This is a genomic window from Paraburkholderia sp. SARCC-3016, from assembly GCF_031119615.1.
GTDB lineage: Bacteria > Pseudomonadota > Gammaproteobacteria > Burkholderiales > Burkholderiaceae > Paraburkholderia.
The window spans coordinates 25,462-49,701 of sequence record NZ_JAVHZD010000038.1; the positions used below are offsets into that span (position 1 = coordinate 25,462).

At 65.8% G+C, this 24,240-nt stretch carries 22 protein-coding genes; 9 read left to right on the forward strand and 13 right to left on the reverse strand.

Features of this window, described 5'->3' with window-relative positions:
* Positions 1-14 precede the first annotated feature (14 nt).
* The 13 genes from QYH69_RS30140 to QYH69_RS30200 all read right to left on the reverse strand — a co-directional run bounded on the left by QYH69_RS30140 (position 15) and on the right by QYH69_RS30200 (position 15,270).
* Complete coding sequence (locus QYH69_RS30140; protein ID WP_308835364.1) at positions 15-2,504, reverse strand: FtsX-like permease family protein; 2,490 nt, start codon at positions 2,502-2,504, stop codon at positions 15-17.
* Positions 2,505-2,605: 101 nt separating this feature from the next.
* Complete coding sequence (locus QYH69_RS30145) at positions 2,606-3,217, reverse strand: DUF4126 domain-containing protein (RefSeq protein WP_308835331.1); 612 nt, start codon at positions 3,215-3,217, stop codon at positions 2,606-2,608.
* Positions 3,218-3,583: 366 nt separating this feature from the next.
* Positions 3,584-3,904: a quaternary ammonium compound efflux SMR transporter SugE gene (gene sugE / locus QYH69_RS30150; RefSeq protein ID WP_075157627.1), complete on the reverse strand. Its 321-nt coding sequence runs from the start codon at positions 3,902-3,904 to the stop codon at positions 3,584-3,586.
* A gap of 145 nt (positions 3,905-4,049) precedes the next feature.
* The gene (gene kdpE / locus QYH69_RS30155; RefSeq protein WP_075157628.1) at positions 4,050-4,748 is read right to left on the reverse strand and encodes a two-component system response regulator KdpE; all 699 of its coding nucleotides are present in this window, start codon (positions 4,746-4,748) and stop codon (positions 4,050-4,052) included.
* On the reverse strand, positions 4,741-7,764 hold the full coding sequence (locus tag QYH69_RS30160; RefSeq protein WP_308835332.1) for a DUF4118 domain-containing protein: 3,024 nt from the start codon (positions 7,762-7,764) through the stop codon (positions 4,741-4,743). The genes kdpE and QYH69_RS30160 overlap by 8 nt, the downstream gene beginning before the upstream one ends.
* A gap of 194 nt (positions 7,765-7,958) precedes the next feature.
* A complete protein-coding gene (gene kdpC / locus QYH69_RS30165) occupies positions 7,959-8,537 on the reverse strand; it encodes a potassium-transporting ATPase subunit KdpC (RefSeq protein ID WP_308835333.1) in 579 nt (192 codons plus the stop codon).
* 30 nt (positions 8,538-8,567) lie between these two features.
* Positions 8,568-10,652 (reverse strand): potassium-transporting ATPase subunit KdpB, encoded by a 2,085-nt coding sequence (kdpB, locus tag QYH69_RS30170; RefSeq protein ID WP_308835334.1) that lies wholly within the window; start codon positions 10,650-10,652, stop codon positions 8,568-8,570.
* 36 nt (positions 10,653-10,688) lie between these two features.
* Positions 10,689-12,494 carry a potassium-transporting ATPase subunit KdpA gene (gene kdpA / locus QYH69_RS30175; RefSeq protein WP_308835335.1) on the reverse strand — a complete coding sequence of 602 codons (1,806 nt, stop codon included), beginning with the start codon at positions 12,492-12,494 and terminating at the stop codon, positions 10,689-10,691.
* A complete protein-coding gene (gene kdpF / locus QYH69_RS30180) occupies positions 12,491-12,583 on the reverse strand; it encodes a K(+)-transporting ATPase subunit F (RefSeq protein ID WP_075157632.1) in 93 nt (30 codons plus the stop codon). Before kdpF ends, kdpA begins: the two co-directional genes overlap by 4 nt.
* The gene (locus tag QYH69_RS30185; RefSeq protein ID WP_075157633.1) at positions 12,580-12,693 is read right to left on the reverse strand and encodes a potassium ABC transporter ATPase; all 114 of its coding nucleotides are present in this window, start codon (positions 12,691-12,693) and stop codon (positions 12,580-12,582) included. The genes kdpF and QYH69_RS30185 overlap by 4 nt, the downstream gene beginning before the upstream one ends.
* Before the next feature lie 284 nt (positions 12,694-12,977).
* A complete protein-coding gene (locus QYH69_RS30190; protein ID WP_308835336.1) occupies positions 12,978-13,952 on the reverse strand; it encodes a quinone oxidoreductase in 975 nt (324 codons plus the stop codon).
* Positions 13,953-13,982: 30 nt separating this feature from the next.
* Positions 13,983-14,372 (reverse strand): methylglyoxal synthase, encoded by a 390-nt coding sequence (locus QYH69_RS30195; protein ID WP_308835337.1) that lies wholly within the window; start codon positions 14,370-14,372, stop codon positions 13,983-13,985.
* A 106-nt stretch (positions 14,373-14,478) separates the two neighbouring features.
* Positions 14,479-15,270, reverse strand: coding sequence for an SDR family oxidoreductase (locus QYH69_RS30200; RefSeq protein WP_308835338.1), 792 nt, complete (start codon positions 15,268-15,270; stop codon positions 14,479-14,481).
* A gap of 361 nt (positions 15,271-15,631) precedes the next feature.
* Between QYH69_RS30200 and upp the strand changes: the two genes are divergently transcribed.
* The 9 genes from upp to rng all read left to right on the forward strand — a co-directional run bounded on the left by upp (position 15,632) and on the right by rng (position 24,214).
* Entirely contained in the window at positions 15,632-16,282 is a 651-nt protein-coding gene (gene upp / locus QYH69_RS30205; RefSeq protein ID WP_308835339.1) for a uracil phosphoribosyltransferase, read from the forward strand.
* Positions 16,283-16,717: 435 nt separating this feature from the next.
* The gene (locus QYH69_RS30210; protein WP_308835340.1) at positions 16,718-17,446 is read left to right on the forward strand and encodes a YebC/PmpR family DNA-binding transcriptional regulator; all 729 of its coding nucleotides are present in this window, start codon (positions 16,718-16,720) and stop codon (positions 17,444-17,446) included.
* A 193-nt stretch (positions 17,447-17,639) separates the two neighbouring features.
* Complete coding sequence (purD, locus tag QYH69_RS30215) at positions 17,640-18,914, forward strand: phosphoribosylamine--glycine ligase (protein WP_308835341.1); 1,275 nt, start codon at positions 17,640-17,642, stop codon at positions 18,912-18,914.
* A 328-nt stretch (positions 18,915-19,242) separates the two neighbouring features.
* A complete protein-coding gene (gene hemF / locus QYH69_RS30220; protein WP_308835342.1) occupies positions 19,243-20,166 on the forward strand; it encodes an oxygen-dependent coproporphyrinogen oxidase in 924 nt (307 codons plus the stop codon).
* Complete coding sequence (locus QYH69_RS30225) at positions 20,157-20,981, forward strand: nicotinate-nucleotide adenylyltransferase (RefSeq protein WP_374992522.1); 825 nt, start codon at positions 20,157-20,159, stop codon at positions 20,979-20,981. Before hemF ends, QYH69_RS30225 begins: the two co-directional genes overlap by 10 nt.
* A gap of 2 nt (positions 20,982-20,983) precedes the next feature.
* Positions 20,984-21,433 carry a ribosome silencing factor gene (rsfS, locus tag QYH69_RS30230; protein ID WP_308835344.1) on the forward strand — a complete coding sequence of 150 codons (450 nt, stop codon included), beginning with the start codon at positions 20,984-20,986 and terminating at the stop codon, positions 21,431-21,433.
* A 54-nt stretch (positions 21,434-21,487) separates the two neighbouring features.
* Positions 21,488-21,958: a 23S rRNA (pseudouridine(1915)-N(3))-methyltransferase RlmH gene (rlmH, locus tag QYH69_RS30235; RefSeq protein ID WP_308835345.1), complete on the forward strand. Its 471-nt coding sequence runs from the start codon at positions 21,488-21,490 to the stop codon at positions 21,956-21,958.
* Positions 21,959-22,093: 135 nt separating this feature from the next.
* Entirely contained in the window at positions 22,094-22,723 is a 630-nt protein-coding gene (locus QYH69_RS30240; protein ID WP_308835346.1) for a Maf family protein, read from the forward strand.
* A gap of 9 nt (positions 22,724-22,732) precedes the next feature.
* A complete protein-coding gene (gene rng / locus QYH69_RS30245) occupies positions 22,733-24,214 on the forward strand; it encodes a ribonuclease G (RefSeq protein WP_075157645.1) in 1,482 nt (493 codons plus the stop codon).
* Positions 24,215-24,240 lie beyond the last annotated feature (26 nt).

Consider the following 24,240-nt stretch of genomic DNA (forward strand, 5'->3'; position numbering starts at 1 on the left):
AAGTGCGCCGCGCTTCACGCGTCGCGCAGCGATTGAAGCGCCGGCCGCATCAGCACATGCCGCAAGCTCAGCCAGCCGCCGAGCCCCGCGCACGCGATTCCAGCGGCGATACCGGCCGGCAGCACCCACGGATCGAACTCGAGATAGAAGTCGAATACGCGCGTGGCGAGCAGCGAACCGACCACCTGCGCGCCAAGCGCGGCCATCAGGCCGGACAGCGCGCCCACAGCGACAAATTCGGCGATCTGCACCGCGCGTACCTGCCGGTGCGACGCGCCGAGCGCGCGCAGCAGCGCCGATTCTCGCATGCGTTCGTCGCGCGTGCCCGCCAGCGCCGCGTACAGCACGAGTACGCCCGCGACGAGCGTAAACAGGAACAGGAACTGCACCGCATCGATGACCTGCTCCATCACCGTCTGCACCTGCGCGAGAATCGGGCCGGTGTCGATCGCGGTCAGGTTCGGATAGGCAGCGATCAGACCATCGATGGCCGAACGCCGCTCGGGCGGCACATGAAAGCTCGTGATGAACGTCGCGGGGAAATCCTTCAGCGCGGCCGGCGGCATCAGCACGAAGAAGTTCACCTTGAACGAGCCCCAGTCGAGCTTGCGCGTACTCGTGACCGGCGCCTCGATCGACAGACCCGTCACGTCGAAGCGCAGCGTGTCGCCGGGCTTGACGCCGATCAGCTTCGCGAGCCCCTGCTCGATCGAGATTTGCGGTTTGTCCGTAGCGCCGTACCACTGGCCGGCCTCGATCCGGTTGTCGTCGGGCAGCTGCGTCGTGTACGACAGGTTGAACTCGCGGTCGACGAGGCGCCGTGCATCCTCGCTTTTGTAAGCGTCGGGATTCACGGGCTCGCCGTTGATCGCGGTGAGCCGGCCGCGCACCATCGGCGCCAGGTCGACCTTGGCGAAACCGTGCTGCGCAAGGTACTGCGTGACCGGCTCGCGCTGATCGGGCTGGATATCGATGATGAATTCGTTCGGCGCGTCGGGCGGCGTCGATTTGCGCCATCCCGCGACGAGATCGTCGCGCGTCATCGCGATCAGCAGCAGGCACATCAGGCCGATCGCGAGCGCGGTGATCTGCAGCGCGCTCGCATTGGCGCGCCGCTCGAGCGACGCGAGCGCATAGCGCCAGCCGATGCCGACCGCGAAACGCTCGCTGCGCACGACGCGCGCCGCGCCCCACAGCGCCACGCGCGCAACGCCGACGAACACGAGCAGGCCGCCCGCAAATCCGCCCGCGACGATCGCGCCGAGCTTCAGTTCACCGGCCGCGAGCACGAGCAGCGCCGCGAACAGCACGACGCCTAGCGCATACGCGGCCCAGGCGGTCCGGCCCGCTTCGCCCCACTCGCGGCGCAGCACGCGCACCGGCGGCACGCGCGTCAACGGCAACAGTGGCGGCAGCGCGAAACCGAGCAGCAGCACGAGCGCCGCCGCAATGCCTTCGAAGGCCGGCCACGCGCCCGGATACGGCAGCACGACGCCGATCAGGCTGCCGAGCCAGCGCAGCAGCACGAAGTGCCCGACAAAGCCGAGCGCGACGCCGACGAGTCCGCCGATGACGCCGAGCCCGACGAACTCGATCGTGAAGAGCGCGCGCAGCGTGCGCTGGCTGACGCCGAGGCAGCGCATCGCCGCGCAACTGTCGAGGTGCCGGCGCATGTAGCGATGCGCGGCCATCGCGATCGCAACCGCCGCGAGCAACGCGGTCAGCAGCGACACGAGCGTGAGGAAGTGGCGCGCGCGATCGAGCGTCTGGCGCACCTGCGGCTGACCGTCCTGCAGCGATTCGAGCGCGACGCCGCGCATCTTGCCGCCGTCGACGTGTTCGTGCGCCCATTTCGCATAGGTCTCGACCGACGCGTCGCTGCCCGCGACGAGCAGCCGGTACGTGACGCGGCTGCCGTAGGTAATGAGCCCGGTCGACGCCACGTCGGCATCGTTCATCATGAGCCGCGGCGAGAAATTGACGAAGGCGAAGCCGCGATCGAGCTCCTTCGTGATCACCGCGCCGATCCTGAAGTCGCGACCGCCGACTTTCACCCTGTCGCCGACCTGAACCTTCAGCGCATCGAGCAGTTGCTCGTCGACCCAGACCGTGCCGGGCGGCGGAATCGAGCGGGCCGCATCGTCGGGCGCCCCGGGCTTCGGTGCGATGCGCAGCGCGCCGCGCAACGGATAGCCGGGCGACACCGCCTTGATCGCGGCAAGCCGCGACATCGGATTCGCGGCAGTCGAGTTGACCATGCTCGGGAAAATCGCCGTAGTCGCGGTCTCCAGACCGAGCGACTTCGCCTCTTGCGCGAATTGCGAATTGACCGGGTGATCGGCGCGCACGACAAAGTCGGCGGCGATCATCCGACGCGCATCGCGTTCGAGCCCCTGATGCAGCCGGTCGGCGAGAAAGCCGACGCTCGTCAGTGCAGCCACCGCGAGCACGAGTGCGAGCAGCAGCATCGTCAGTTCGCCGGCGCGCCAGTCGCGCGCCGTCATCAGCGCCGCCTGGCGCAACAGGTCGCCGGTCGCGACGCGCCGGCGCGGCACGGGCAGCGAGCGCTGCGCTACGTGTGTTCCTGCTTCACGGGCCGGCGCGCTCAATCGTGCCGGCTCCGCGCTAGACGCGACACCATATGCGTCGCCATGCCGCGGAAGCCGCCCTGCACGCCGCGCCACAGCCGCGGCAGCACCCAGCTCACGACGACGAGAAAACCGACCAGCAGCACGAGGAAGACGACCGGCGCGAACAGCGCGAGCAGCAGGCCGCCGAACACCATGCCTTCCTCGGCCGTCGACGTGACGACGTTCGACACCGGCTCAGGCGACAGATTGATCAGTGCGCGCGTACCGGCCTTCGTCAGATGCGCGGTGCCGGCGAGCGTGCCGCCCGCGAGCGCGGCCACCGTCAGCAACGCCGGATCGGCATGGCCGAGCGCACCGGCCGCGAGCACGGCGCCGGCCGGAATGCGGATAAACGTATGGATGGCATCCCACAGCGAATCGAACGCGGGAACCTTGTCGGCGAGGAATTCGGCAACCGTCAGCGCCGCGGCGACGCCGATCACCCATGACGAACTGAGCGCGGAGAGCGTGTCGGGAAGATGGATCACGCCGAAGCGCGCGAGCAGGCCCGCGATCAGCACGGTCAGATAGAGGCGCAGTCCGCTGCCCCATGACAGGCCCGCTGCAAGCGAAAGGGGTTCAAGCATGGCGCGCCTCCAGAGACGCGCACGGTGCACGCCTCGTGCTCCTCGCGGCCTGCGGTGCGAAGCACGCCCGTGCGCTCCGCCCAGCCATTGCCGCCGAGTCCGCGCAGCGCCATGCCGCACGGTACGAGTTCAGGTTGGAATTGGGTTCATTATAGCCACGTCGTTTCGGAATCCGCCGATTGAAAGGCAGAACTGCTGTGGCGAAAAGCGGACGATGCGCGGCAGATTCACGCTCTTGCGGTGCCAGCAGGGCCGAACCGGATTAGTTGCGCGGGCAACCGGGTTGCCCGCGTGGCGTGCTCGATCCGTAATCGCTGAGCGCCTCGTCGACGCTCAGCGGTCGCTTGCAGACCGCTAAATGATCGCTCAATGACCTGAAGACAGCTTGAGCCCGATCAACCCGACGACGATTAACAGCGCGCTGGCGATACGCGGTAGCGTTACCGCCTCGCCCATCATCACGATGCCGAACACGAACGCGCCGACCGCGCCGATGCCGGTCCACACGGCGTACGCGGTGCCAAGCGGCAACTGGCGCATCGCGAGCGCGAGCAGCACGAAGCTGCCGAGCGCGGTGACGACGGTGAACACCGACGGCCACAACCGCGTGAAGCCATCGGAAGATTTGAGGCCGGCCGCCCAGGCAACTTCGAGCAGGCCCGCAATAAACAGAAGAAACCACGACATCAGGACGCTCCCACACGGTAACTGGGGTCGTCCCCGTTGATTCCGAACGCGTAAGGCCGTCCTTACGACATCGTAATTATATCAAACGGCATCTGATGAAACCCGTTCACATCTGCCAATCGATATAGTGCGCCGCACGCCGGCCTCAAGCCACGCCGACCAGCCGATACCCGACGCCGGTTTCGGTCAGGATATGCTCGGGCTGCGCCGGGTCGCGCTCGAGCTTCTGCCGCAGGTGCGCCATGTAAATGCGCAGATAGTGGTGGCTTTCGACGTGCGACGGCCCCCAGACGTCGCGCAGCAGCTGCCGGTGCGTAAGCACGCGGCCCGCATGGCGCACGAGCGTCGCGAGCAGCCGGTACTCGATAGGCGTCAGATGCACGAGTTCGCCGTCGCGCCACACCTGGCGCAGCGCGAGGTCGACCGTCACCGCGCCGAAATGCGCCTGAGGCGAGTCGCTCGCGCCCGCATGATTGCGCCGGCGCAGGTGCGCGCGAATCCGCGCGAGCAGTTCCGAGACGCCGAACGGCTTGGTCAGATAGTCGTCGGCGCCCGCGTCGAGCGCGGCCACCTTCTCGCTTTCCTGCGTGCGCGCGGACAGCACGATCACCGGCAGATCGCTCCAGCCGCGCAACTCGCGGATCACATCGAGGCCGTCGGTATCGGGCAGGCCGAGGTCGACGATCACGAGGTCGGGCTTGCGCGTCGCCGCTTCGACAAGCCCCTGCTTGCCGGTCTGCGCGTCGTGCACGACGATGCCCTCGCCTTCCAGCGACGCGCGCACGAAGCGGCGAATCTGTTTTTCGTCTTCGATCAGTACGACCGTGATACTCGGGTCACTCATGGCCAGGTTTCGCTAATGTTGTCGTTGTCGTCGTCGTTGTCGTCGCCGTTGTCGTCGCCGCTGTCGTCGCCGTCGCAGCGGGCGAGCGGCCGCCATCCGGCGGCTCGCGGCCCGACGGTTCGCCACGCGGCACGTCGCCGTCCTCGGCCGCGCGGCCGTCATCACGGGCGCCGCTTTCTTCTTCGGACTCGTCTTCGAGCGCCTCCGGCACCGGCGGCGGGGTCTCGACCGGCAGCGTGAACCAGAAGCGCGCGCCTTCGATATGCCCGTCCGGCGCAACCCGATTGGCTGCACCGATCTTCCCGTCATGCGCGTCGACGATCGCACGGCAGATCGCGAGCCCGAGGCCGATGCCGGGCTTCGCCGACTCCTTCTCGCCGCGCGTGAATTTTTCGAAGATACGCGACTCCATGCCGCTCGGCAGGCCCGGCCCGGAATCGTCGATCGTGACGCGCACGAACGGCTTGCCGTCCTGCTCGATCTGCTGCGCGCCTATCACGAGAGGCGTATCGGCCGGCGTGTACTTCGCCGCGTTTTCGAAGAGATTCGCAAACAGCCGCTCCATCAGCACCGCGTCGAGCTGCAGCAGCGGCAGATCGGCGGGCAGCCGGACCTGCACCGGATGCCGCTCGAGCACGCGCCGGCATGTGCGCAGCGCCGCGCCGACCGTCTCCTCGAGCAGCGACCATTGCCGGTTCAATTGCAGCCCGCCCGCCTGCAGCCGCGCCATATCGAGCAGATTCGTCACGATGCCGGCCATGCGCATCGACTCTTCATGGATCGCATCGACGAGGTCGTCGATCGCCTGCGCCTGCGCGTGCGTCGCTTCTTCGAGTGCGTCTTCGGATGTCGCCTGCGCGGCGGCGCCTTCGGCCGCATTCTGCGCGGCGCGCGCCTGCGCGAGCATCGACGAAAAGCCGACGATCGTCGTGAGCGGCGTGCGCAAATCGTGCGAGATCGCCGACAGCAGCGAGTTGCGCAGCCGCTCCGATTCCATGTTGACGAGCGCATCGCGCGCGATTTCAACGTAATGCACGCGCTCGAGCGCGAGCGCGATCTGCGCGCCAAAGGCCTCGAGCATGCGCTGCTGCTCGGGCACGTCGAGCTCGCGTTCGTCCTGCATCTTCACCGCGAGCACGCCGCGCGTGCGCATCGGCGCTTTCAGCGGCAGATAGAGCGCAAGCGCGGCCGGCAGCGTATCGGTGCCGTGTCCGGCCGGCTTCTGCTGGTCGTACACCCACTGGCCGACGTCGATATCGAGCGCCGCGCCGTCCAGCATGATCTGCTGGTCCGGGTCGTCGACCTTCTGGCGGACCCGGTCCGCGCTGTCCGGCAGCAAGATCGCGACACGCGCGCGGAACACCTCGCTCACGTGGCGGCTGCCGATGCCGATGATCTGCTCGGTCGTCAGCGCCGCCGCGAGTTCGCGCGCCATCGCGTACATCGCGCCCGTGCGCTGTTCGCGCCGCTGCGCGACGCTCGCCTCGCGGCGCAGGCTCGACGTCAGATGGCTGATCACGAGCGACGTGAGCAGCATGCCGAAGAAAGTCAGCAGGTATTGCGTGTCGGTTACCGACAACGACATGCGCGGCGGCACGAAGAAGAAGTCGAACGCGGCGACGCTCAGAAACGACAGCACCACGCCCGGCCCGCGCCCGAGCCGGACCGCGGCGAAAATCACGCCGAGCAGGTACAGCATGACGAGGTTCGCGAGATCGATATGCCCGATCAGCAGGCTCGCGATGCACGTGATCGCCGCGCAGATCGCCGCGGCCCACGCATAGGCGCTGCGCGGCGAGCGCCGTTCGCGCGCGGTGCGCAACGCCTCGCGCCATGCGCTCGCGTCGGCGTCCTGTCCGCGATCGCGTGCGTTGCCGCGTTCGGTCATCGCGCGGATCAGCGTCAGGTCGAGATCGTCGGCGCGCTCGGCGAGGCGTTCGGCGAACGGCCGCTGCAGCCAGCGCCGCAAGCCGCTGCGCGACGAGCCGCCCGCCACGAGCTTCGATACATTGCGCACGCGCGCATAGCCGACGAGCGTGCCGATCGCGTCGGCGCCCGCGAGCGTCGCGGTTTCCGCGCCGAGTTCGGCCGCGAGCCGCAGCGCATTGAGCGTGCGTTCGCGGCGTTCGTCGGAGAGCCGCTGCAGCTTCGGCGTTTCGACGTACACGGCGATCCAGTCGGCCTTCAGCGCAGCCGCGAGACGCGCGGCCGCGCGCACCAGCATCGGCGCCTCGGGCCCCGGGCCCACGCAGACGAGCAGCCGCTCGCGCGCCTGCCAGATCGGCTGGATCGAGCGGTCCGCACGGTACTCGCGCATCTGCGCATCGACACGATCGGCCGTGCGCCGCAGCGCCAGCTCGCGTAGCGCAATCAGATTGCCCTTGCGAAAGAAGTTGCGCACCGCGCGCTCGGCCTGCTGCGGCAGATAGACCTTGCCGTCGCGCATCCGGTCGAGCAGTTCTTCGGCGGGCAGATCGACAAGCGTCACTTCGTCGGCGCGGTCGAACACGCGATCGGGCACGGTCTCCCAGACGCGAATGCCGGTGATCTGTCCGACCACGTCGTTGAGGCTTTCAAGGTGCTGGACATTGACCGTCGTATAGACGTCGATGCCCGCGTCGAGCAGCTCGTAGACGTCCTGCCAGCGCTTCGCATGCCGCGCGCCGGTCACGTTCGAATGCGCGAGTTCGTCGACGAGAATCAGTTGCGGCTTGCGTTCGAGAGCCGCGTCGAGATCGAATTCGGCGAGTTGCCGTCCGCGATACGCGATGCGCGCAAGCGGCAACACGTCGAGTCCGTCGAGCAGCGCGGCCGTTTCGGAGCGGCCATGCGTTTCGGCAATGCCGACCACGACATCGACGCCTTCTTCCCTGCGCCGCCGCGCGGCCTGCAACATCGCATAGGTCTTGCCGACGCCGGCGGACGCGCCGAAGAATACCTTCAGCTTGCCGCGCTGGCGTCGTTCTTCTTCGCGCTGCAGTTTGCCGAGCAACTCGTCGGGATCAGGTCGGTTCATGCTTGAAGGGGCTCGTCAATCGGACAGTCGACGCCACCATGCAAACGTCAATCGCTCATGGTGACATGCCGGGTGCAAAGCAGCAAACAGACGCCACGCATACGCCAGGACGGAGCGAACCACGCCGCGCCACAAAAACGATCGGGGCGGCGCCCGCATGAGCGCCGCCCCCGGTCTCCCGGCAGTTGCGCGAATCAGCCGTGCTGCATCGCGTCGAGCGCGAGATTGAGCTCGAGCACGTTCACGCGGGACTCGCCGAAGATGCCGAACTGGCGGCCCGACGTGTACCGCTCGACGAGCGCCTGCACGTCGGACGGCTGCAGATTACGCGCCTTGGCGACCCGCGCGACCTGGTACGCGGCCGCGGCCGGCGTGATCTCGGGGTCGAGACCGCTGCCCGACGACGTCACGAGATCGACGGGCACGGGCTCCGACATATCGGTGCCGGCGGCCTTCAACGCATCGAGGCGGCCCTTCACGTTATCGGTCAGCGACGAATTCAGCGGACCGAGGTTCGACGCGCTCGAACCGCTCGCGTTGTACGGGTTCGGGCTCGTGGCCGACAGGCGCCCCCAGAAATACTTCGGCGCGTCGAACTGCTGGCCGATCAGCGCGGAGCCGACCACCTTGCCGTTCTGCCCGATCAGGCTGCCGTTCGCCTCGTGGTTGAAGACAGCCTGACCGATGCCGGTCATCACGGCGGGATACGCGAGACCGGTGATCGCAGTGAGCACGACGAACAGCACGATCAGTGGACGAAACATGGATTTCATGATGGTTTCCTCAATTGAACATCGCGCGCATCAGGCCCAGCCGCATGCGGCAATCACCATGTCGATCAGCTTGATGCACGGGAACGGCAGGATGATGCCGCCGAGGCCGTACACGAGCAGATTGCGGCGCAACAGCGAGGCGGCGCCGATCGGCCGGTACCTGACGCCTTTCAGCGCGAGCGGAATCAGCATCACGATGATGATCGCGTTGAAGATCACCGCCGACAGAATGGCCGACGCCGGCGTGGCCAGGTGCATGACGTCGAGCACGCGCAGTTGCGGATACGTCGACGCGAATGCCGCCGGAATGATCGCGAAGTACTTCGCGACGTCGTTGGCGATCGAGAACGTGGTCAGCGAACCGCGCGTCATCAGCATCTGCTTGCCGATCTCGACGATCTCGATGAGCTTCGTCGGATTCGAATCGAGATCGACCATGTTGCCCGCTTCCTTCGCCGCCTGCGTACCGGTGTTCATCGCGACCGCGACGTCGGCCTGCGCGAGCGCCGGTGCGTCGTTGGTGCCGTCGCCGGTCATCGCGACGAGGCGGCCTTCGGCCTGGTGCGCGCGGATCGTCGCGAGCTTCGCTTCCGGCGTCGCTTCCGCGAGGAAGTCGTCGACGCCCGCTTCGGCCGCGATCGCCGCGGCGGTCAGCCGGTTGTCGCCGGTCACCATCACGGTCTTGATGCCCATCTTGCGCAGTTCGGCGAAACGCTCCTTGATGCCGCCCTTCACGACGTCCTTGAGCTCGATCACGCCGAGCACGCGCGCCCCATGCTCGCCCTTCTCGGCCACCACGAGCGGCGTGCTGCCGCGCCGCGCGACTTCGGTGACGACGTGGTTCACTTCGGCCGGGAAACGGCCGCCGCGCGCTTCGACATAAGCCTTCACCGCATCGGAAGCGCCCTTGCGGATTTCGCGGTCCGCGAGGTCGACGCCGCTCATGCGCGTTTGCGCGCTGAATGCGATGAAAGTCGGATGCAGCGCCGCCATATCGCGCTGGCGAATATTGAAGCGCTGCTTCGCGAGCACGACGATGCTGCGGCCTTCCGGCGTTTCGTCGGCGAGCGATGCGAGCTGCGCGGCATCGGCGAACGCGTCTTCGGCGACACCGGGCGCCGGCACGAAGGCCGACGCCTGGCGGTTGCCGAGCGTGATCGTGCCGGTCTTGTCGAGCAGCAGCACGTCCACGTCGCCGGCCGCTTCGACCGCGCGGCCGGAGGTGGCGATCACGTTCGCCTGCATCATGCGGCTCATGCCGGCCACGCCGATCGCGGACAGCAGGCCGCCGATCGTCGTCGGAATCAGGCAGACGAGCAGCGCGACGAGCACGGTGATCGTCACGACGTGGCCGGCCTTGACCGCTTCGACCGCGAACATCGAGAACGGCAGCAGCGTGGCCGTGGCAAGCAGCAGCACGATGCTCAGCGCGACGAGCAGAATGGTCAGCGCGATTTCGTTCGGCGTTTTCTGACGCTTCGCGCCTTCGACCATCGCGATCATGCGGTCGAGGAACGCTTCGCCCGGATTCGCCGTGACACGCACGACGATCCAGTCGGACAGCACGCGCGTGCCGCCCGTCACCGACGAGAAGTCGCCGCCCGATTCGCGGATCACCGGCGCGGATTCACCGGTGATCGCCGATTCGTCGACCGACGCGACGCCCTCGATCACTTCGCCGTCGGCCGGAATCGTGTCGCCCGTTTCGACGAGCACGACGTCGCCCTTGCGCAGATCGGTTGCCGTCGTGATGCGGATCGGCGCCTTCGGATGCGGCTCGTTGAGCTTCTTGGCCATCACGTCTTTCTTCGCGCTGCGCAGCGACGCCGCCTGCGCCTTCGAACGGCCTTCGGCGAGCGCCTCCGCGAAGTTCGCGAAGAGCACTGTGAACCACAGCCACAGCGCGACGGCGAGAATGAAACCGGCCGGCGCCTCGGCCTCGCCCGCGAGCGCAGCGATCCACAGGATCGTGGTCAGGATGCTGCCGACGTACACGCAGAACATGACCGGATTGCGGAACTGCGTGCGCGGCGTCAGTTTCTTGAAGGAGTCCACGATCGCCGGGCGGATCAGCGCCGGGTCGAACATGGACCGGGTTGCGGAATGTTCAGTCATTTCTTCCTCGAATAATTCTGTCTGCAGGCCCCGCCATCAATGGCCGAGAACCATCATCAGCTGCTCGACGCCGGGACCGAGCGCGAGCGCCGGTACGTAGGTCAGCGCGCCGACCAGCAGCACGGTGCCGAGCAGCAGCGCGACGAAGAGCGAACCGTGCGTCGGCAGCGTGCCGCCCGTGACGCCAAGGCGCTTCTTCTCCGCGAGCGAGCCGGCGATCGCGAGCACCGCGATCAGCGAGCCGAAGCGGCCGAACCACATGCAGATACCGAGCGCCACGTTGTAGAACGGCGTGCTCACCGTCAGGCCGCCGAATGCACTGCCGTTGTTGTTCGCGGCCGAGCTGAACGCGTAGAGGATCTCCGAGAAGCCGTGCGGGCCCGGGTTCAGGATGCCGGCCTTGCCCGCATCCGTGAGCACGCCGACCGACGCGCCGACCAGCACGAGCAACGGCGTCAGCAGGATCACGATCGACACCATCTTCATTTCGTACGCTTCGATCTTCTTGCCGACGTATTCGGGCGTGCGGCCGATCATCAGGCCTGCGACGAACACCGCCAGCAGCGCGAACGCGAGCGCACCATAGAGACCGGAACCCACGCCGCCGAACACCACTTCGCCGAGCTGGATCAACAGCATCGGGACGAGGCCGCCCAGCGGAGTAAGCGAGTCGTGCGCGTTATTGACCGCGCCGCACGAAGCCGCCGTGGTCGCGACCGCGAAGATGCCCGACTGCGCGATGCCGAAGCGCGTTTCCTTGCCTTCCATGTTGCCGCCGGACTGCAGCGCGCTCGCGGTCTGATCGACGTGCAACGCGGTGAACGCCGGATTGCCGACCTGCTCGGAACCGATCTCGACCGCAACGCATACGGCGAACGCGATCGTCATGAAGGCGAGCAGCGCGACGCCCTGGCGCTTATCGGCGACCATCCGGCCGAACACGAGACACAGCGCCGCCGGAATGAGCAGCATCGAGATCATCTGGACGAAGTTCGCGAACGGTGTCGGGTTCTCGAATGGATGCGCGGAGTTCGCGTTGAAGAAACCGCCGCCGTTCGTGCCGAGCATCTTGATCGCTTCCTGCGAGGCGACCGGGCCCATCGCGATCGTCTGCTTCGCGACCGGCGTATCGACCATCACCGGATTGCCCTTCGCGTCCTTGACCGGGTTGCCTTGCGCGTCGACCTTCGGCGCTGAATACGTAGTGGTCTGCAGCGTAGGCACATCTTCGTAGGCCTTGAAGTTCTGGATCACCCCCTGGCTCATGAGGACCACGGCAATGACGACCGACATCGGGATCAGCACGTACAGCGTCACGCGCGTGATATCGACCCAGAAGTTGCCGATGGTTTTGGCCGAATGGCGCGCGAAGCCGCGGATCAGCGCGATCACGACGACGATGCCGGTGGCCGCCGACAGGAAGTTCTGCACGGTGAAGCCGAGCATCTGCGTCAGATAGCTGACCGTCTGCTCCCCCGAGTAGTCCTGCCAGTTCGTGTTCGTGACGAAGCTGATCGCGGTATCGAATGCGCCGTCGGGCGTCATCGCGCCAAGCGCTTGCGGATTGCCCGGCAAGAAGCCTTGCACGCGCAGGATCAGATACAGGGCCACGAGGCCGAGCACGTTGAAGGCGAGCGTCACGATCGTGTATTGCTTCCAGCCCATCTCGGCCGACGCATCGACGCCCGCGATGCGATACAACAGCTTTTCGAGCGGGCCGAACCAGCGCACGACACGCGACGAGCCGTCCATGACACGCGTGATGTAGCCCGCGACCGGCACGGATAGCGCGAGCAGGACGACGATATAGATCGTCGTCTGCAAGACATTGTTGGCGTTCATTCAATGTCCTCCGCGCGCAGCAGCGCATAAACCAGATAAACGAAGAGGAACGCCGTCGCGGCGCCCGATAGCCAGAGGATCCAGTTCATGAGCGCGCTCCCTGTCCCCGCCGGAATTGCATCAGCTTCGAGCAGCCGGCGACGAGCCCGAAGGTGAGCACCGTGATGACCACGAGGCCCCCGACATACAGCACATCCATCTCATGTTCCCCATTGTTGGCTATGGATGCGGAACGTTATGCCGATTCGGATAAAGGCCTGGTCAAAGATCGCTGGAGCGATATAAAAATGGCGTAAACAAAAAGCCGTTCCACGGCGACATGGAACGGCTTTGAAAGTGATGCGACGAGCGCTGCGAAAGCCCCGGAGCCCCGCGGCATAGGGCTGTGCGAGGCGCAGCGGCGACTCGTACGCGCGGTAAAAAGCAAGGATCCGCTAAGGAACCTTTAACACGGCGCCACGCGCGTCGATCCGGTTTCCTCGATCAGGGCACGAGTATCGTCGAGCCCGTCGTGCGACGCGCTTCGAGGTCTTCATGCGCCTTGGCGACATCGGCGAGCGCGTAGCGCTGGTTCACGCTCGTTTTCACCCTGCCCGATACGAGCATGTCGAACAGTTCGGCCGACATCGTTTCGAGGTCGCTGCGCTTGCCGATATAGGAAAAGAGCGTCGGCCGCGTGAAAAACAGCGAGCCGCGGCTTGCGAGTTCCTGTGAATCGATCGGCGGCAACGGACCCGACGAACTGCCGAACGAGACGAACATGCCGAGCGGCGCGAGGCAGTCGAGCGACGCGATATACGTGTCCTTGCCGATCGAGTCGTAGACGACCGGCACGCCGGCGCCATTCGTCAGCTCGCGCACGCGCTTCGTGAAGTTTTCGCGCGTGTAGACGATCGGGTGGTCGCAGCCGTGCGCCTTCGCGAGCTCCGCCTTTTCGTCCGAGCCGACCGTGCCGATCACGGTCACGCCGAGCGCCTTCGCCCACTGGCAGACCAGCAGGCCGACGCCGCCCGCGGCCGCCTGGATCAGGATCGTATCGCCGGCCTTCACGCGATACGTGCGGCGCAGCAGGTATTGCGCGGTCAGACCTTGCAGCATGACCGACGCCGCTTCGTCGTAGCCGATCGCATCGGGAATCTTCACGACCTTCGCGGCCGGCATCACGCGCTCCTGCGCATACGCGCCCGGCGGTCGCTCCGCGTATGCGACGCGGTCGCCCTCCTTGAACTGCGTGACGCCTTCGCCGACCGCGACGACTTCGCCGGCGGCCTCCATGCCGAGCCCGCCCGGCAGCGGCAACGGATACAGGCCGTTGCGAAAATACACGTCGATGTAGTTGAGGCCGACCGCATGCTGCCTGATGCGGATTTCACCCGCACCCGGGTCGCCCACGTCGACGTCGACCCACTTCATCACGTCGGGGCCGCCCGTCTTGTCGAATCGTATCGCCTTGACCATCGTTGCCGTTCTCCAGTGCGTCCAGCTCGTTCAGATGTGCTGCGTCATGCGCAGCGCCAGTACATCGAGAATCATCCGTGCGGTCGAGATATTCGTCGCGCACGGCACGTTATGGACATCGCATGCGCGCACGAGCGCGTTGATATCGGGCTCGTGCGGCTGCGGCGTCATCGGGTCGCGCAGAAAAATCACCATGTCGACGCGGCCTTCGGCGAGTTGCGCGCCGATCTGCAGGTCGCCGCCGTTAGGGCCGGACAGCATCCGTTCGACTTCGAGTCCGTGCGCCGCCGTCACGCGCGCCCCCGTCGTACCGGTCGCAAGCAGATCGCAGCGCTTCAGCGTATCCACATATTCGCCGGCGAGTTTGACGATGTCGTCTTTTTTATGGTCGTGCGCGATCAGCGCGATGCGTGCCGTCATCTATCGGTTCCCCCCTGATGCCTGTTGCTCGAGTATGGTTGTCGTTGCGCGTGCGTTGCGCCCGTTGCAGGTCTGCCGGAGGTTGCCCGTTCCGGAAGTTGCCCGTTCAATAAGTGCCCGGATAAGCGCCGCCGTCGATCAGCAGATTCTGCCCCGTGATATAGCCCGCGTGCACGCTGCACAAAAATGCGCAGGTACGGCCGAATTCGTCCGATGTGCCGAAACGGCGCGCCGGAATGCCGGCCACGCGCCGCGTGCGCGCTTCTTCCATGGTGATGTTTTGCGCCTTCATCTGCGCAGCCATCGTGGCCGCAATGCGATCGGTATCGAAGGCGCCGGGCAGCAGATTGTTGATCGTCACGCCGTGCGGCGCGACCTTGCGCGCGACGCCGGCCACGAACCCGGTCAGGCCCGAACGCGCGCCATTGGAAAGACCCAGGGTATCGATCGGCGCCTTCACCGACGAACTCGTAATGTTGACTACGCGCCCGAAACCGCGCGAGATCATGCCGTCGATCGTCGCGCGAATCAGCTCGATCGGCGTGAGCATGTTCGCTTCGAGCGCGCTGATCCAGTCGTCGTGCGTGAAGCTGCGAAAGTCGCCGGGCGGCGGACCGCCGGCGTTGGTCACGAGAATATCGGGCTGCGGACACGCGGCGAGCGCGGCCGCGCGGCCCTCGGGCGTCGTGATGTCGCACGCGATGGTCTTGACGGTTGCACCGCTTTTTGCGGCAACGGTCGCGCGAATTTCTTCGGCCGTCTTCTCGAGCGTATCAGCGGTGCGCGCGAGGATCACGATATGCACGCCTTCGGCTGCCAGCGCCTCGGCGCAACCGCGGCCAAGCCCCTTGCTCGCCGCGCAAACCAGCGCGGTGCGCCCTGCAATTCCCAGATCCATAAGATGCCTCCTCGTTGAATGTCGCTGTCGCGTTTGCCTGTCGCGTTTGCTTGGGCGTTTGCTTGGGCGTTTGCTTTGGCGTTTGCCCGTCGCGTCTCTGTCGTCGATGGGCGTTGCCCGTTATGCGCACCGGACATCCCGACGGCAAGCGCCCGCAAATGTCCCCGATTCTAGAAGAATCGACGCGACGCTGCCGACGCCGACTTATCCGGTCAATCGCATTGAAGGGTTTGCCAAATGGGTTCGCCGAATGGCCGTCCTGGAAATCTCGTGTTTCTTCTGCCAATACTTTCGGTAAACTTGCACGAGTGGCGCACCGGTCCGACGGTCCGTCTCCCATCCCTTCGCCTCGCGCCGCGCCATGACACAGGACAGCCGTTTTCCCAATCTGTTTATCCTCGACCACCCGCTGATCCAGCACAAACTCACCCATATGCGCGACCGCGATACGTCGACGCGCACATTCCGCGAGTTGCTGCGCGAAATCACCTTGCTGATGGGCTACGAGATCACGCGCAACCTGCCGATGACCACGCGCCGCGTCACCACGCCGCTCGTCGAGGTCGATGCGCCGGTCATCGCCGGCAAAAAGCTCGCGATCGTCCCCGTGCTGCGCGCGGGCGTGGGCATGTCCGACGGGCTCATGGAGCTGATTCCGTCGGCGCGAGTCGGCCATATCGGCGTCTATCGCGACGTCGACCATCGGCCGGTCGAGTACCTCGTGCGGCTGCCCGATCTCGAAGACCGCATCTTTATTCTGTGCGACCCGATGGTCGCAACCGGCTACTCGGCCGTTCATGCGGTCGATGTGCTCAAGCGCCGCGGCGTGGCCGGCGAGAACATTTCATTTCTTGCGCTCGTCGCGGCGCCCGAAGGGGTCAAGGTCTTCCACGGCGCGCATCCCGATGTGAAGCTCTTTGTCGCGTCGCTCGATTCGCATCTGGACGAGCACGCTTATATCATCCCGGGCCTCGGCGATGCCGGCGACCGGCTGTTCGGCACGAAGAACTAGCGCCCGAGCGCACCTGCCCGCACCTGTGCAGCCTCGGGCGCCCGCGCGGGCGTCACGCGATTCGGCCCGCGCGAGGCGCGTTCCGGCGGTTCTCGCGCAATGCCGCGTACGCGCCACGCATCCGCCGCGCATCGGCGCCATGATAAAATCGCAGTCCGCGCATGGAGCGGCTCGCCCTGCCTGAACTGCCCCGCACATCGCCGCCCGCACGTCGCGCTCTCACGTAGGCAGCGTACGGCACGCCGGGCACTGAGAGGACACCGGGCGGACACCGGGCGACACTGAGTGGCATCCGGCAAAACAGGTCCATCAAGGGTCCGCGCAGCTGAGCTTGGACCGAGGCGCGTCTCGCGAAACGCGCCCACATTGCACACAATCACGCGACGACAAATTGCACATGCGTGCGCCCCGCTGGCGCGCGCGCTGGAGAAAAGTATGGCGGGTCATTCGAAATGGGCCAACATCAAGCATAAGAAAGCAGCGGCCGATGCCAAGAAGGGCAAGGTGTGGACGCGGCTTATCAAGGAAATTCAGGTCGCCGCGCGCATGGGCGGCGGAGAGATCGACTCGAACCCGCGTCTGCGGCTCGCGGTCGACAAGGCGTACGACGCGAACATGCCGAAGGACAACATCAACCGCGCGATCCAGCGCGGCACCGGCGGCGTCGACGGCGCGAACTACGAGGAAATCCGCTACGAAGGCTACGGCATCGGCGGCGCGGCGATCATTGTCGATACGATGACCGACAACCGCACGCGCACGGTCGCCGAGGTGCGGCACGCGTTTTCGAAGTTCGGCGGCAATATGGGCACGGACGGCTCGGTGTCGTTCATGTTCGATCACGTCGGCCAGTTCCTGTTTGCGCCCGGTACAGCCGAAGACAAGCTGATGGAAGCAGCGCTCGAAGCGGGCGCCGACGACGTCGTGACGAACGAAGACGGCAGTATCGAAGTGCTGTGTCCGCCGAACGACTTCCCGAAGGTCAAGGCCGCGCTCGAAGCGGCCGGCTTCAAGGCCGAACTCGCCGAAGTCACGATGAAGCCGCAGACGGAAGTCGAGTTCGCCGGCGACGACGCGGTGAAAATGCAGAAGCTCCTCGATGCGCTCGAGAATCTCGACGACGTGCAAGAGGTGTACACAAACGCAGCGATCGTCGAAGAGTGACGCGTTGACGGCCGCACCGCCGTTCCATACCAGGCGGCGGTCTGGCATCGGTTTCGCGATTTGTGTTGGCTTCGTCACAGGCGTTCGATGCGAGTTATGCGAATCTTGCAGGTATTCACGGCCGGCGGCGCACCAGCAGCCCGCTCCAGCAGCCTGGCCAGCCGTTCATGGTTGATAGCATTCGGGGAATTTCATGAAGTTACTCGTCGTCGGATCCGGCGGTCGCGAACATGCGCTCGCGTGGAAGCTCGCGCAGTCGCCGCGGGTCCAGCTCGTCTATGTCGCGCCGGGCAATGGCGGCACTGCGCAGGATGAGCGTCTGCGCAACATCGACATCGTCGATCTGAACGCGCTCGCCGACTTCGCGGAGAAGGAACAGATCGCCTTCACGTTAGTCGGGCCGGAACAGCCGCTCGCCGCCGGCATCGTCAACCTGTTCCGTTCGCGCGGGCTCAAGATTTTTGGACCGTCGCGCGAGGCCGCACAGCTCGAAAGCTCGAAGGATTTCGCGAAGGCGTTCATGAAGCGCCACGCGATTCCGACCGCTGAATACGAAACCTTCGCCGACACGGCTGCCGCGCACGCGTATATCGACGCGAAAGGCGCGCCGATCGTGATCAAGGCCGACGGGCTCGCCGCGGGCAAGGGCGTCGTGGTCGCCCAGACGCTCGACGAGGCGCACGCGGCCGTCGACATGATGCTGTCGGACAATAAGCTCGGCGACGCCGGCGCGCGCGTCGTCATCGAGGAATTCCTCGCCGGCGAAGAAGCGAGCTTTATCGTGATGGTCGACGGCAAGCACGTGCTGCCGCTTGCCTCGAGTCAGGACCACAAGCGTCTGCTGGACGGCGACGCAGGCCCGAACACGGGCGGCATGGGCGCCTACTCGCCCGCGCCGATCGTCACGCCGCAACTGCATGCGCGCGTGATGCGCGAAATCATCCTGCCGACCGTGCGCGGCATGGAAAAGGAAGGCATCCGCTTTACCGGCTTCCTGTATGCGGGCCTGATGATCGATGCGCAGGGCAATCCGCGGACGCTCGAATTCAACTGCCGGATGGGCGACCCGGAGACCCAGCCGATCATGGCGCGCCTCAAGGGCGATTTTTCGAAAGTCGTCGAGCAGGCCATTGCCGGCACGCTCGACACCGTCGAGCTCGAATGGGACCGCCGCACGGCGCTTGGCGTCGTACTCGCCGCGCACAACTATCCGGACACGCCGCGCAAGGGCGACCGGATCAACGGCGTTCCGGCCGAAACCGCCGATGCGGTGACGTTCCACGCGGGCACGACGCTCGCGAACGGCAAGCTCTCGACGTCGGGCGGACGTGTTTTGTGCGTCGTCGGGCTCGCCGACTCGGTACGCAGCGCGCAGTCGGTTGCGTACGAGACGATCAACCAGATTTCGTTCGACGGGATGCAGTACCGGCGCGACATCGGTTATCGCGCGGTCAATCGCAAGCATTAGCAGGCAAGGCAGAACACCGCAGGACATCGGCGGTCGGTCCGATTGCCTGTCCAGAGGCGGCGTCCCCACTCTCGGGTGCCCGACCGCCCCGCCGGCGCTAAACTTCGCTCATTCGTGCGATGAACGGATTCCGACAAGCGCGCCGGCGCGCCGTTGAGCGCCGCGGCTCCTGCGAAACCGGCATTTACCGTTTATCGTCGGCATACGCATGACAGAATACGGCGCGTTGCCTGCCGACGCGGCCGGTTTTATCGGGCGCGTCCCCGGCTTTCCTTTTGACGAACAATCCGCCGCGCGAACCGGCATCACGCGCGGCCCCCACAGACCGATGACAGATTCGACTTTCGACGCGGCGGCCGTGCGCAACTGGCTGCAGGGTCTGCAAACCCGCATTGCCGATACGCTCGGCGCATTCGACGGCGTTCCGTTCGCGACCGACACCTGGCAGCGCGCCCCCGGCGGCAAACTGCGCGGCGGAGGCTGCACGCGCATTCTCGAAGGCGGGCGCTTTTTCGAGCGCGCGGGCATTGGCTTTTCCGACGTCGCCGGCGACGCGCTGCCCGCGTCGGCCAGCGCACTGCGCCCGCAACTGGCAGGCCGCGGCTTCGAAGCGGCAGGCGTTTCGCTCGTGCTGCACCCGCACAATCCGTACTGCCCGACCGTGCATATGAACGTGCGGATGCTCGTCGCGACGAAGGACGGCGAGCCGCCGGTGTTCTGGTTCGGCGGCGGCATGGATCTCACGCCCTTTTACGGCTACGAAGAAGACGCGCAGCATTTTCACCGCACGTGCCGCGACGCGCTGCAGCCGTTCGGCGCGGACCTGTACCCGCGCTTCAAGCGCTGGTGCGACGACTACTTCTTCCTCAAGCATCGTAACGAAGCGCGCGGCATCGGCGGCATTTTCTTCGACGACTATGCGGAGCCAGGCTTCGAACAGTCGTTCGCGATGACGAAAAGCGTAGGCGACGCGTTTCTCGACGCGTATCTGCCGATTGTCGAAAAGCGCCGCAACCAGACTTACGGCGAGGCGCAGCGCGCGTTTCAGGCGTACCGGCGCGGGCGCTACGTCGAATTCAATCTCGTGTTCGACCGTGGCACACTGTTCGGGCTGCAAAGCGGCGGACGCACCGAGTCGATCCTGATGTCGATGCCGCCGGCCGCAAACTGGCGCTACGACTGGCAACCGGAACCCGGTACGCCGGAAGCGCGCCTCTACACCGACTTCCTCGTACCGCGCGAATGGGTCTGAACGAGACAGGCGCGCCGTTGGCGACGGCGCCACAGCCGCATAGGTCAGCCACGGCGGGCAAGCCTCTTGCGCGCCGCGTCGGCGTGCTCGGCGGCACGTTCGACCCGATCCACAACGGTCATCTCGCGCTCGCCCGCCGCTTTTCCGACGTGCTGCAACTGACCGACCTGATCCTGCTGCCCGCGGGGCAGCCGTGGCAGAAAGCCGGCGTGTCCGGCGCGCCGCATCGGCTCGCGATGACGCGCGCCGCCGCCGGCGCGCTGAACCTGCCGGGCGTGTCGGTCACGGTCGCGACCGACGAGATCGAGCACGATGGCCCGACCTATACGGTCGACACGTTGCGGCGCTGGCGCGAACGGGAAGGCGCGGACGCGTCGCTGTCGCTGCTGATCGGCGCGGACCAGCTCGTGCGCCTCGATACATGGCACGACTGGCAACGCCTGTTCGACTACGCGCACATCTGCGCGGCGACGCGGCCGGGCTTCGACCGGTCCGCGGCGTCGCCAACCGTCGCCGCGACGATCGCCGCGCGTTCGGCCAGTGCCGAGGTGCTGCGCGCAACCCCGGCAGGCCGCCTGCTGATCGATACGACACTTGCGTCCGACATTTCGGCAACCGATATCCGCGCGCAGTTGAGGCGTCAGCTCGACGAACGCGAACGGTTAGCGAACGACGCCGCAAACACGGCGGCCCGTCGCGCGAGCGGCCACGGCACGGCCCGCGGCGCGGCAGACCACACCGACACCGGCCCGGAAAGCGAGGTGCCCGCCCCGGTGTGGGACTATATTGTTCAACATCACCTTTACCAATCGTAAAAATGGATATACGCAAGCTGCAACGCACGATCGTCGACGCGCTCGAGGACGTCAAGGCACAAGACATCAAGGTGTTCAACACCAGCCACCTGACCGAGCTGTTCGACCGCGTGATCATCGCGAGCGGCACGTCGAACCGGCAGACGAAAGCGCTCGCGTCCAGCGTGCGCGAGAAGGTGAAGGAGGCCGGCGGCGATATCGTCAGCACCGAAGGCGAGGACATCGGCGAATGGGTGCTCGTCGACTGCGGCGATGCGGTCGTCCATATTCTGCAACCGGCGCTGCGCCAGTACTACAACCTCGAAGAAATCTGGGGCGACAAGCCCGTGCGCGTAAAGCTGGCCAACTCGAGCCCGTTCGGCGGTGCGCGCGTCGCCGACGATGAAGACGAAGAAGCTGAGGCCGTCGCGCGCCCGGCCCCGGCACGTCGCGCGCCGGCGCGGCGCCGCTAGGCGCATCGCATGGCTCGCGCGCGCCGGTGACGCGCGGCGCCACGCCCGTTTCCAATGAAATTGCATATCCTGGCCGTCGGCCACAAGATGCCCGACTGGATCGCCAGCGGCTTCGACGAATACGCGAAGCGGATGCCGCCCGAACTGCGCATCGAACTGCGCGAACTCAAACCGCAGCAACGCTCGTCCGGACGTCCCGCCGACAGCGTGATGGCCGCTGAGCGGCAGCGCATCGAAGCGGCGCTGCCGAAAAACGCACGCATCGTCGCGCTCGACGAACGCGGCAAGGACTGGACCACGATGCAGCTTGCCGGCGCCCTGCCCGGCTGGCAGCAGGACGGCCGCGACGTCGCGTTTCTGATCGGCGGCGCGGACGGCCTCGATCCCGCGCTCAAGGCGCGCGCGGACCTGCTGCTACGGCTGTCGAGCCTCACGCTGCCGCATGCGATGGTGCGCGTGCTGCTCGCCGAACAGCTTTATCGTGCGTGGACGATCACGCAGAATCATCCGTACCATCGGGCGTGAACGTGCGAGGCGGGTGGGCAACGCGCCAGGTTGCCACATCTGAAGCCGCTTGAACACGCTTTAACGCGCTTGCGTCCTGTTGCGCCCGCTTGCGCTTGCCTGAACTCGCCCGAACCCATTTGCCAGGATTCATTCATGCCAACGTCGTCCAACGGCCTCTATCCGTTTGTTTATCTCGCTTCGCAAAGCCCGCGCAGACAGGAGTTGCTGCAGCAACTCGGCGTGCGTTTCGAACTCCTGCTGCCGCGCCCGGACGAGGACGCCGAAGCGCTCGAAGCCGAACTGCCCGGCGAACGCGCCCACGATTACGTGATGCGCGTTTGCGTGGAGAAGGCGCGCGCCGCGCGCAAGCGCCTCGAAGCGAGCGGCCACGCCAGCGCGCCGATTCTCGTTGCGGACACAACGGTCACGATCGACGATGCGATCCTCGGCAAGCCGCACGACGCCGGCGATGCGGTCCGGATGCTCACGCGCCTTGCCGGCCGCGCCCACGAAGTGCTGACCGCGGTAGCCGTCGTCGATGCGGCCGGCGCGCAGTTGCCCGCCGTACTCTCGAGCTCGCGCGTGCGTTTCGCGCCGGTGACGCACGATGCGCTCACGCGCTATGCGGCAAGCGGCGAACCGCTCGGCAAGGCCGGCGCGTACGGTGTGCAGGGGCGCGCCGCCGAGTTCATCGAACATATCGACGGGTCCTATTCGGGTATCATGGGTTTGCCGCTTTATGAGACCGCTGCGCTACTGCGCGCGGCGCGCATCGACTTCTAGAACAACACCATGAACGAAGAGATCCTGATCAACGTCACGCCGCAGGAGACGCGTGTCGCGTTGGTCCAGCAAGGTGCCGTACAGGAGCTTCACGTCGAACGCACGCTGTCGCGCGGGCGGGTCGGCAATGTGTATCTCGGCAAGGTCGTGCGCGTGCTGCCGGGCATGCAATCCGCGTTCATCGATATCGGTCTCGAGCGCGCCGCGTTTCTGCACGTGGCCGACATCTGGCATCCGCGCATCGCGGGGCGCGCTCCAGGCGAAATGCCGCAGAACGTGCCGCATCAGCCGATCGAAAAGATCGTTTTCGAAGGTCAGACGCTGATGGTGCAAGTGGTCAAGGATCCGATCGGCACGAAGGGCGCGCGGCTGTCTACGCAAGTCAGTATCGCCGGGCGCACGCTCGTTTATTTGCCGCAGGAACCGCATATCGGCATTTCGCAGAAGATCGAGAGCGAAGCCGAGCGTGAAGCGATCCGCGCGCGGCTCACGTCGGTGCTGCCGGTCGATGAAAAAGGCGGCTATATCGTGCGCACGATCGCCGAAGATGCAACGAGCGAAGAACTCGCCGCCGACGTCGCTTATTTGCGCAAAACGTGGGCGACGATTCAGTCGCAATCGCAGCGCTTGCCGGCGACGAGCCTGCTGTATCAGGATCTGAATCTCGCGCAGCGCGTACTGCGCGATTTCGTCAACGACGATACGTCACGCATTCAGGTCGACTCGCGCGAGACGTTTCAGATGCTTTCCGAGTTCGCGACAGAATTTACGCCCGCGGTGCTCGCAAAGCTGCATCACTACTCCGGCGAGCGGCCGCTTTTCGATCTGTACAACATCGAGACCGAAATTCAGCGCGCGTTATCGCGGCGCGTCGATCTGAAATCGGGCGGCTATCTCGTGATCGACCAGACCGAGGCGATGACGACGATCGACGTGAATACCGGCGGCTACGTCGGTGCCCGCAACTTCGACGATACGATCTTCAAGACCAACCTCGAAGCCGCGCACACGATCGCGCGGCAACTGCGGCTGCGCAATCTGGGCGGCGTGATCATCATCGATTTCATCGATATGGAGAACGTCGAACATCGCGACCAGGTGCTGTCCGAACTGAAAAAGGCGCTCGCGCGAGATCGCACGCGCGTGACCGTGAACGGCTTCTCGCAGTTGGGATTGGTGGAAATGACGCGCAAACGCACGCGCGAATCGCTCGCGCACGTGCTGTGCGAGCCCTGCCCCGTATGCCAGGGCAAGGGGCAGGTCAAGACCGCGCGCACCGTTTGCTACGACGTGCTGCGCGAGATTCTGCGCGAGTCGCGTCAATTCAATCCGCGCGAGTTTCGCGTGGTCGCATCGCAGCAGGTGATCGACCTGTTTCTCGAAGAGGAATCGCAGCACCTCGCGATGCTGATCGACTTCATAGGCAAGCCGGTGTCGCTGCAGGTGGAATCGAATCTGAGCCAGGAACAGTACGACATCGTGCTGATGTAGGGCGGGAGATCGCTTTTTGCACCGCT